At 57.3% G+C, this 10,131-nt stretch carries 8 protein-coding genes and 1 pseudogene; 8 read left to right on the forward strand and 1 reads right to left on the reverse strand.

Annotated features, from left to right (window positions below; translation table 11 throughout):
• From carB to ACIOWE_RS28935, 3 genes and pseudogenes are all read left to right on the forward strand, one after another.
• A partial coding sequence (gene carB, locus ACIOWE_RS28925) for a carbamoyl-phosphate synthase large subunit (RefSeq protein ID WP_401398332.1) occupies positions 1 to 3,148 on the forward strand: 3,148 nt, incomplete at its 5' end.
• Entirely contained in the window at positions 3,145 to 3,627 is a 483-nt protein-coding gene (gene greA, locus ACIOWE_RS28930; protein ID WP_201235492.1) for a transcription elongation factor GreA, read from the forward strand. The genes carB and greA, both read left to right, overlap by 4 nt.
• Positions 3,628 to 3,655: 28 nt before the next feature.
• Positions 3,656 to 4,059 (forward strand): annotated as a pseudogene (locus ACIOWE_RS28935) (MFS transporter).
• Between the two features lie 9 nt (positions 4,060 to 4,068).
• On the opposite strand, the gene ACIOWE_RS28940 reads toward ACIOWE_RS28935, so the two are convergent.
• A complete protein-coding gene (locus ACIOWE_RS28940) occupies positions 4,069 to 4,377 on the reverse strand; it encodes a YhbY family RNA-binding protein (RefSeq protein ID WP_016771761.1) in 309 nt (102 codons plus the stop codon).
• 101 nt (positions 4,378 to 4,478) lie between these two features.
• On the opposite strand from ACIOWE_RS28940, the gene rlmE reads away from it, so the two are divergent.
• From rlmE to tpiA, 5 genes are all read left to right on the forward strand, one after another.
• Positions 4,479 to 5,108, forward strand: a complete 630-nt coding sequence (gene rlmE / locus ACIOWE_RS28945; protein WP_008088328.1) for a 23S rRNA (uridine(2552)-2'-O)-methyltransferase RlmE — start codon at positions 4,479 to 4,481, stop codon at positions 5,106 to 5,108.
• Between the two features lie 203 nt (positions 5,109 to 5,311).
• The gene (gene ftsH / locus ACIOWE_RS28950) at positions 5,312 to 7,219 is read left to right on the forward strand and encodes an ATP-dependent zinc metalloprotease FtsH (protein WP_401398340.1); all 1,908 of its coding nucleotides are present in this window, start codon (positions 5,312 to 5,314) and stop codon (positions 7,217 to 7,219) included.
• A gap of 8 nt (positions 7,220 to 7,227) precedes the next feature.
• Complete coding sequence (folP, locus tag ACIOWE_RS28955) at positions 7,228 to 8,079, forward strand: dihydropteroate synthase (protein WP_401398334.1); 852 nt, start codon at positions 7,228 to 7,230, stop codon at positions 8,077 to 8,079.
• A gap of 16 nt (positions 8,080 to 8,095) precedes the next feature.
• Positions 8,096 to 9,433, forward strand: coding sequence for a phosphoglucosamine mutase (gene glmM / locus ACIOWE_RS28960; RefSeq protein ID WP_401398336.1), 1,338 nt, complete (start codon positions 8,096 to 8,098; stop codon positions 9,431 to 9,433).
• 65 nt (positions 9,434 to 9,498) lie between these two features.
• Positions 9,499 to 10,131: triose-phosphate isomerase (gene tpiA / locus ACIOWE_RS28965; protein WP_401398338.1), on the forward strand; the 633-nt coding region annotated here is incomplete at its 3' end.

Genomic DNA, 10,131 nt, shown 5'->3' on the forward strand with positions numbered 1-10,131 from the left:
ATTCGACTACTCCGGCGCCCAGGCTTGCAAAGCCCTGCGCGAAGAGGGTTACCGCGTCATCCTGGTCAACTCCAACCCGGCCACGATCATGACCGACCCGGACATGGCCGACGCCACCTACATCGAGCCGATCAAGTGGCAGACCGTTGCCAAGATCATCGAGAAAGAGCGCCCGGATGCAGTGTTGCCAACCATGGGCGGCCAGACCGCTCTGAACTGCGCCCTGGACCTGGAGCGCGAAGGCGTTCTGGAGAAGTTCGGTGTGGAAATGATCGGCGCCAACGCCGACACCATCGACAAGGCTGAAGACCGTTCGCGTTTCGACAAAGCCATGAAGTCGATCGGCCTGGAATGCCCACGTTCCGGTATCGCCCACAGCATGGAAGAAGCCAACGCCGTTCTTGAGCGCCTGGGCTTCCCGTGCATCATCCGTCCGTCCTTCACCATGGGCGGCACTGGTGGCGGTATCGCCTACAACCGTGAAGAATTCGAAGAAATCTGCGCCCGCGGTCTCGACCTGTCGCCGACCAAAGAGCTGCTGATCGACGAATCGCTGATCGGCTGGAAAGAATATGAAATGGAAGTTGTCCGCGACAAAAAGGACAACTGCATCATCGTTTGCTCGATCGAAAACTTCGACCCGATGGGTGTGCACACCGGTGACTCGATCACTGTTGCGCCGGCTCAGACCCTGACCGACAAGGAATACCAGATCCTGCGTAACGCCTCCCTGGCGGTACTGCGCGAGATCGGCGTCGAGACCGGCGGTTCCAACGTACAGTTCGGTATCTGCCCGGACACCGGCCGCATGGTCGTGATCGAGATGAACCCGCGTGTGTCGCGTTCCTCGGCACTGGCTTCGAAAGCCACCGGTTTCCCGATCGCCAAAGTCGCGGCCAAACTGGCTGTGGGCTACACCCTCGACGAACTGTCGAACGACATCACCGGCGGCAAGACCCCGGCGTCCTTCGAGCCGTCGATCGACTACGTCGTCACCAAGCTGCCACGCTTCGCCTTCGAAAAATTCGCCAACGCTGACGCGCGCCTGACCACTCAGATGAAGTCGGTTGGTGAAGTCATGGCCATCGGCCGGACCTTCCAGGAATCCCTGCAGAAAGCTCTGCGCGGTCTGGAAGTGGGCGTTTGCGGTCTGGACGAGAAGCTCGACCTGAGCAACCCGGAAAGCATGAGCGTGCTCAAGCGCGAACTGACCGTACCGGGCGCCGAGCGTATCTGGTACGTGGCGGACGCTTTCCGCGCCGGCATGACCGTCGAAGACATTTTCGGCATGAACATGATCGACCCGTGGTTCCTGGTGCAGATCGAAGATCTGATCAAGGACGAAGAGAAGGTCAAGACCCTTGGCCTGTCGGCTATCGACCGCGACTTGATGTTCAAGCTCAAGCGCAAAGGCTTCTCTGATCAGCGTCTGGCCAAGCTGCTGGGCGTGACCGAGAAAAACCTGCGCACGCACCGTCAAAAGCTGGAAGTGTTCCCGGTCTACAAGCGCGTTGATACCTGTGCCGCCGAGTTCGCAACCGACACCGCTTACCTCTACTCGACGTACGAGGAAGAGTGCGAAGCCGCACCGTCGGGTCGCGACAAAATCATGATTCTGGGTGGCGGTCCAAACCGTATCGGCCAAGGCATCGAGTTCGACTACTGCTGCGTTCACGCTGCCCTCGCTCTGCGCGAAGATGGCTACGAAACCATCATGGTCAACTGCAACCCGGAAACCGTTTCCACTGACTACGACACTTCCGACCGTCTGTACTTTGAGCCGGTAACCCTGGAAGACGTGCTGGAAATCTGCCGCGTCGAGAAGCCGAAAGGCGTGATTGTCCAGTACGGCGGCCAGACTCCGCTGAAACTGGCTCGTGCTCTGGAAGCTGCTGGCGTGCCAATCATCGGCACCAGCCCTGATGCCATCGACCGCGCTGAAGACCGTGAGCGTTTCCAGCAAATGGTTGAGCGCCTGAACCTGCGTCAGCCGCCAAACGCCACCGTGCGCAGCGAAGACGAAGCTGTTCGCGCTGCTGCGAAGATCGGTTATCCGCTGGTGGTTCGTCCCTCCTATGTACTGGGCGGCCGTGCGATGGAAATCGTTTACAAGGAAGACGAGCTCAAGCGTTACCTGCGTGACGCAGTGCAAGTGTCCAACGACAGCCCGGTGCTGCTCGACCATTTCCTCAACTGCGCCATCGAAATGGACGTGGATGCGGTCTGCGACGGCAAAGACGTGGTGATCGGCGCGATCATGCAACACATTGAGCAGGCTGGCGTTCACTCCGGTGACTCCGCTTGCTCGCTGCCGCCGTACTCGCTGCCGGCGCACATCCAGGACGAGATGCGCGAACAGGTCAAGAAAATGGCCCTGGAACTGGGCGTTGTCGGCCTGATGAACGTGCAGTTGGCGCTGCAAGGCGAAGACATCTACGTCATTGAGGTCAACCCGCGCGCTTCCCGTACCGTACCGTTCGTCTCCAAGTGCATCGGTGTTTCCCTGGCAATGATCGCTGCTCGCGTGATGGCCGGTAAAACCCTGCAGGAAATCGGCTTCACCAAAGAAATCATCCCGAACTTCTACAGCGTGAAAGAGGCGGTATTCCCATTCGCCAAATTCCCTGGTGTTGACCCGATCCTCGGCCCAGAGATGAAGTCGACTGGTGAAGTGATGGGCGTCGGCGATACCTTCGGTGAGGCATTCGCCAAAGCCCAGATGGGCGCCAGCGAAGTGCTGCCTACCGGCGGTACTGCGTTCATCAGCGTGCGTGATGATGACAAACCACTGGTTGCAGGCGTGGCCCGTGATCTGATCAACTTGGGTTTCGAAGTGGTTGCCACTGCCGGTACTGCCAAGCTGATCGAAGCGGCTGGCCTGAAAGTGCGCCGTGTGAACAAAGTGACCGAGGGTCGTCCGCACGTGGTCGACATGATCAAGAATGACGAAGTCACCCTGATCATCAACACCACCGAAGGTCGTCAGTCGATCGCTGATTCGTATTCCATTCGTCGTAATGCCTTGCAGCACAAGATTTACTGCACCACCACCATTGCTGCGGGCGAAGCTATCTGTGAAGCGCTGAAGTTCGGTCCGGAAAAGACCGTGCGCCGCTTGCAGGATCTACACGCAGGATTGAAGGCATGAGCTTAGTTAAATACCCAATGACTGTTCAGGGCGCTCGCGCCCTGGAAGAAGAACATACTCACCTGACCAAGGTCGTGCGTCCGAAGCTCAGCCAGGACATCGGTACGGCCCGCGAGTTGGGTGATTTGAAAGAAAACGCTGAATACCATGCTGCCCGCGAACAGCAAGGCATGGTCGAGGCGCGGATTCGTGACATCGAAGGCCGGATTCAGAATCAGGTCATCATTGATGTCACGACCATTCCTCACACGGGCAAAGTGATCTTCGGTACTACCGTCGAAATCGCCAACGTCGAGACTGATGAAACCGTCACTTACCACATCGTGGGTGAGGATGAGGCTGACTTCAAACTCGGCAAGATTTCGGTTGGCTCGCCTTTGGCTCGCGCCTTGATCGGCAAGGAAGAGGGCGATGTGGTCGCCGTGAAAACGCCTGGCGGCGTTATCGAGTACGAGATTGTCGAAGTCCGTCACATCTGAAACCGGGCGCCCGCTGCATGCGGGCGCCATGCTTTGGCAGCTGACCCAGATGTTGTGGGTCGGCGGTCTCTGGTTGATTCATTTCGGTTTGCAGCCGGCATTGGGCAAGATTGGCCTGGCGCCGCTGCTGATCGATGAAGTCGCCAGTGCATTTGAAGTGCTGGTGGTGGTTTTTCCGCCGCATGCGTGATTTTTCAGGCTTTGGTGCTGGTACAGGCCGAGGGCCTTGCCAGTCTATGGCGGGATTTTCGCGGGCAGGTGCTGCTGATGGCGTTGTATGCGTGCGCGATGTTTGTCGCGGTGCGTGTCGGCTGGCCGGATGCGCAGCGCTGGCAGGTGTTCAGCTATCTTGTGTTGGGCTTTTCCGGTCTGGCGCTGGTATTGCAGCCGGTGCCGGGATGGAGTGGCAGGGTGCGCGAAGCACACCCTTGACCCTTGTCATCACTTGAAGCGATGAACGTTCGACAGCTGCTTGTTGGCACTGAAGTTCTTGCGATAAACCAATGCCATCTTGCCGATGACCTGTACCAGATCCGCTTTGCCGACCTTGCACAGTTCTGCAATGTGCGCCAGGCGCGACTCGCGGTCGAGGATGTTGAGCTTGATTTTAATCAGCTCGTGATCGGCCAAAGCGCGTTCAAGTTCGGCTAACACACCTTCAGTCAAACCGTTGTCAGCCACCGTCAAAACGGGTTTCAGGTGGTGGCCAATGGATTTGTACTGTTTCTTCTGCTCTGGAGTGAGCGGCATAATCTGACCCTTTCGTCTGGATTCTGTAAAATGGCGGCCATTTTACCCGAGGGTTCGCTGATCCGCCCAATTAATCACGACCCTAATCATCGAGGTGCCCAATGGCGCGTTCCAAGACAAGCCTTGGTTGGCTGAAACGACATGTCAACGATCCTTATGTGAAGCAAGCGCAGAAGGATGGCTACCGCTCGCGTGCGAGTTACAAGCTTCTGGAGGTCCAGGAGAAATACAAGCTGATCCGCCCTGGTATGAGCGTTGTCGACCTGGGGGCAGCGCCCGGTGGCTGGTCGCAGGTCACCAGTCGGCTGATCGGTGGTCAGGGGCGTCTGATCGCTTCGGACATCCTGGAAATGGACAGCATCCCTGACGTGACATTTATCCAGGGTGACTTCACCGAGGACGCCGTGCTCGCGCAAATTCTGGAAGCCGTCGGTAATTCGCAGGTAGACCTTGTGATTTCCGATATGGCCCCCAATATGAGTGGTACGCCTGAAGTGGATATGCCCAAAGCCATGTTCCTTTGCGAGCTGGCGCTTGATCTGGCGGAGCGGATACTCAAGCCGGGTGGTAATTTCGTTATCAAGATTTTTCAGGGCGAAGGATTTGATGTTTACCTGAAGGATGCTCGCAAGAAGTTCGACAAGATCCAGATGATCAAGCCGGACTCGTCCCGCGGCAGTTCTCGTGAGCAATACATGCTGGCTTGGGGCTACCGGGGCCGTAGTGAGTAAAACGAGGTTTTTTGTGCAGGGTGATAGGTTTTTCGTATTTCGCCCCGCGTGCATAAGCGAATATTGTGTAGAAAGTGTTTCACAAAGGGTTACAGACGGCGCCTGCCAGAGTTGTAGGTAATGTAGTAAGTTAGGCCGGTGAATATCATGCGAAGCGCGCGCCAGTAGCGGAGCTTGCTTCAGAGGGTAGTTAATTGAACGATATGGCAAAGAATCTGATCCTGTTGTTGATCATCGCTGCTGTCCTCGTGACGGTGATGAACATCTTCTCCAGCCCTAACGAGCCGCAGACCCTCAACTATTCCGACTTCATCCAGCAGGTCAAGGATGGCAAGGTCGAGCGCGTCGCGGTTGATGGCTATGTGATTACCGGCAAGCGCAACGATGGCGACAGCTTCAAGACCATTCGTCCGGCAATTCAGGACAATGGCCTGATCGGTGACCTGGTCGACAACCACGTCGTGGTTGAAGGCAAGCAGCCAGAACAGCAAAGCATCTGGACCCAGCTTCTGGTGGCCAGCTTCCCGATCCTGGTGATCATCGCGGTGTTCATGTTCTTCATGCGCCAGATGCAGGGTGGTGCCGGTGGCAAGGGCGGACCGATGAGCTTCGGCAAGAGCAAGGCGCGCCTGCTCTCCGAAGATCAGGTGAAAACCACCTTGGCTGACGTTGCCGGTTGCGACGAAGCCAAGGAAGAGGTTGGCGAGCTCGTTGAATTCCTCCGTGATCCGGGCAAGTTTCAGCGTCTTGGTGGTCGCATTCCTCGCGGTGTGCTGATGGTCGGTCCTCCGGGTACCGGTAAAACCTTGCTGGCCAAAGCCATTGCCGGCGAAGCCAAAGTGCCTTTCTTCACTATTTCCGGTTCCGACTTTGTCGAGATGTTCGTCGGCGTCGGCGCAAGTCGTGTTCGTGACATGTTCGAGCAGGCGAAGAAACACGCGCCGTGCATCATCTTCATCGACGAAATCGACGCCGTCGGTCGCCATCGTGGCGCCGGTATGGGTGGTGGTCACGACGAGCGTGAGCAGACTCTCAACCAGTTGCTGGTTGAGATGGACGGCTTCGAAATGAACGACGGCATTATCGTGATTGCTGCAACCAACCGTCCTGACGTACTCGACCCTGCGCTGCTGCGTCCAGGCCGTTTCGACCGTCAAGTGGTGGTCGGTCTGCCGGATATCCGTGGTCGCGAACAGATTCTCAAGGTTCACATGCGTAAAGTGCCAATGGGTGACGACGTTGCTCCGGCCGTTATCGCTCGTGGTACTCCAGGTTTCTCCGGTGCTGACCTCGCTAACCTGGTCAACGAAGCCTCTCTGTTTGCGGCTCGCGCCGGCAAACGCATCGTCGAGATGAAAGAGTTCGAACTGGCTAAAGACAAGATCATGATGGGCGCTGAGCGCAAATCGATGGTCATGTCCGAGAAAGAAAAGCAGAACACCGCTTATCACGAGGCAGGCCACGCTATTGTTGGTCGCGTCGTGCCTGAGCATGATCCGGTCTATAAGGTTTCGATCATTCCGCGCGGTCGTGCGCTGGGTGTGACGATGTTCCTGCCGGAAGAAGATCGCTACAGCCTGTCCAAGCGTGCACTGATCAGCCAGATCTGCTCGCTGTACGGTGGCCGTATCGCGGAAGAAATGACGCTCGGTTTCGACGGCGTCACCACTGGTGCTTCCAACGACATCATGCGTGCCAGCCAGATTGCGCGAAACATGGTGACCAAGTGGGGTCTGTCGGAAAAACTCGGTCCGCTGATGTATGCCGAAGAAGAAGGCGAAGTTTTCCTGGGTCGCGGCGGTGGTGGTCAGGCTGCAAGCTTCTCCGGTGAGACGGCCAAGCTGATCGACTCCGAAGTGCGCAGCATCATTGATCAGTGCTATGGCACTGCCAAGCAGATCCTCACGGACAACCGTGACAAGCTCGATGCAATGGCTGATGCCCTGATGAAGTATGAAACGATCGATGCTGAACAGATCGACGACATCATGGCGGGTCGTACGCCTCGCGAGCCGCGTGATTGGTCGGGTGGTGCCGGCACTCCGCCGCCGCCAGTTGTTCAGGATGAGCGTCCGGAAAAACCGATTGGCGGTCCGGCTGCTGACGTTTAAGGTTTGAAATGACTTCTGTACAGTCCCTGACCCGGTTGCCTTGCGGCAACCGGGTTCTTGATTTGGCCCATACGCATGTCATGGGCATTCTCAATGTCACTCCCGATTCCTTTTCTGATGGTGGCCGATACAGCCAGCTCGACGCGGCGCTGCGCCATGCCGAAGCCATGGTTGTGGCTGGTGCAACGCTGATTGATGTGGGGGGGGAATCCACCCGTCCTGGCGCGCGAGCGGTTTCTCCGCTGGAAGAGCTTGAGCGCGTGGCGCCGATCGTCGAACGGATCAATCGCGAACTCGATGTCATCATCTCGGTCGATACGTCGACTCCCGCCGTGATGCGCGAAACCGCACGGCTGGGCGCGGGTTTGATCAACGATGTGCGATCCCTGCAGCGCGATGGGGCGCTCGACGCCGCGGCGGCTACAGGGCTGCCTGTGTGCCTCATGCATATGCTCGGTGAGCCGGGTGATATGCAGGACAATCCGCAATATCAGAATGTCACGCGAGAAGTGGGCGAGTTTCTCGCCGAGCGCATGGCCCGATGTGCGCTGGCGGGCATCCCGGCTGAGCGGATCATTCTCGATCCCGGCTTTGGCTTCGCCAAAACCCTGCAGCACAATCTAAGCTTGTTCAAGCATATGGAAGCCCTGCATGCGTTGGGCCGGCCGTTGTTGGTTGGTGTTTCGCGCAAAAGCATGATCGGGCATGCGTTGAATCGTCCTGTGGGCGAGCGTCTGCACGGTGGTCTGGCACTGGCTGCACTGGCGTCAGTCAAGGGTGCGCGTATATTGCGCGTCCATGATGTGGCGGAAACAGTAGACGTGGTGCGGATGATCGCGGCCGTGGAATCAGCCGAATAAGAATGATGGAGCACTTATGAGCAAGAAATACTTTGGTACTGACGGCATTCGTGGTCGAGTCGGTGAATACCCGATTACTCCTGACTTCATGCTCAAGCTCGGTTGGGCTGCCGGCATGGCGTTCCGCAAGATGGGTGCCTGCAAGGTGCTGGTCGGCAAAGACACTCGAATTTCCGGCTACATGTTTGAATCGGCCCTTGAGGCTGGCCTGACGTCGGCAGGTGCTGACGTGATGCTGCTCGGTCCGATGCCGACACCTGCTATTGCTTACCTCTCGCGAACGTTTCAGGCTGAGGCGGGTATCGTGATCAGCGCTTCGCACAATCCGCATGATGATAACGGCATCAAGTTCTTCTCGGGTAAGGGCACCAAGCTGCCGGATGAGCTGGAACTGATGATTGAAGAGCTGCTCGACACGCCAATGACCGTGGTCGAGTCGAGCAAGATCGGCAAGGTTTCGCGAATCAATGATGCCTCTGGCCGCTACATTGAGTTCTGCAAAAGCAGTGTGCCAACCGGTACCAGTTTTTCTGGTCTCAAGATCGTTATCGACTGTGCCCACGGTGCGACCTATAAAGTTGCGCCGAGCGTTTTTCGTGAGCTCGGTGCGGACGTTGTAGTGTTGTCGGCACAGCCAAACGGTCTGAACATCAACGATAACTGTGGTTCGACCCATATGGGGCAGTTGCAGGCGGCAGTGCTGGCTGAGCACGCTGACCTCGGTATCGCTTTTGATGGTGATGGTGATCGGGTTCTGATGGTCGATCACACGGGGGCCATCGTCGATGGTGATGAACTGCTGTTCATCATTGCTCGTGATCTGCATGAGCGAGGAAAGCTTCAGGGGGGTGTCGTTGGCACGCTGATGAGCAACCTCGGTCTGGAGTTGGCGCTTGCCGAGCTTTCGATTCCATTTATTCGCGCCAACGTGGGCGACCGTTATGTGATTGCCGAATTGCTTGAGCGCAACTGGCTGGTCGGTGGTGAGAACTCGGGGCACATTGTTTGCTTCAATCACACGACGACCGGCGACGCGATCATTGCTGCGCTGCAAGTGCTGATGGCACTGAAGACGCGTAATGAGGGGCTGGCGCAAACTCGCCAGGCGTTGCGCAAGTGTCCTCAGGTGCTGATCAATGTGCGCTTTGGCGGCGGCGAAAGCCCGCTGGAGCATCCGGCTGTCAAGGAAGCCAGCGCGCGCGTTACCCAGGCAATGGCGGGGCGCGGGCGGGTGCTTTTGCGCAAGTCCGGCACAGAGCCTCTGGTGCGTGTGATGGTCGAAGGCGAGGACGAAACTCAGGTTCGCAGCTATGCCGAAGAACTGGCAAAACTGGTAACTGAAGTTTCTGCCTGATTCGGCTTGCAAGCCATGATTGTGTTGGGTAACATCTGCGCCCACTTTGACCGACGAGGTACAGCATGCGTCGCCCTATGGTAGCTGGTAACTGGAAGATGCACGGTACCCGCTCCAGCGTCGCTGAGCTGATCAACGGCCTTCGTCATCTGGCCTTGCCAAGCGGTGTTGATGTCGCGGTATTCCCGCCTTGCTTGTATATCAATCAAGTGATTGATGGCTTGAAAGGTAAATCGATTTCGGTCGGTGCGCAGAATTCTGCGGTGGAATCCATGCAAGGTGCATTGACCGGTGAAATAGCACCGAGTCAGTTAGTGGATGCAGGTTGTTCCCTGGTGCTTGTCGGGCACTCCGAACGCCGTCAGATAATGGGCGAGCGAGACGGAATGCTGAATCGCAAGTTCGCAGCGGCACAGGCATGTGGCTTGATTCCGGTGTTGTGTGTAGGGGAGACCCTTGAGCAACGTGAGGCCGGGAAAACTCTTGAGGTTGTCGGGCGTCAGCTGGGCAGCATCATCGAGGAGCTGGGTGTTGGTGCTTTTGCCAAGGCAGTCATAGCTTACGAGCCGGTCTGGGCAATTGGTACCGGGCTGACTGCAACGCCGCAGCAGGCTCAGGATGTGCATAAGGCCATTCGTGAGCAGTTGGCGGCAGAGAATTCTGAAGTCGCACGAGGTGTGCGGCTTCTATACGGCGGC

It is taken from the genome of Pseudomonas sp. NPDC087598, from assembly GCF_044743525.1.
In the GTDB taxonomy this organism is placed as follows: Bacteria; Pseudomonadota; Gammaproteobacteria; order Pseudomonadales; family Pseudomonadaceae; genus Aquipseudomonas.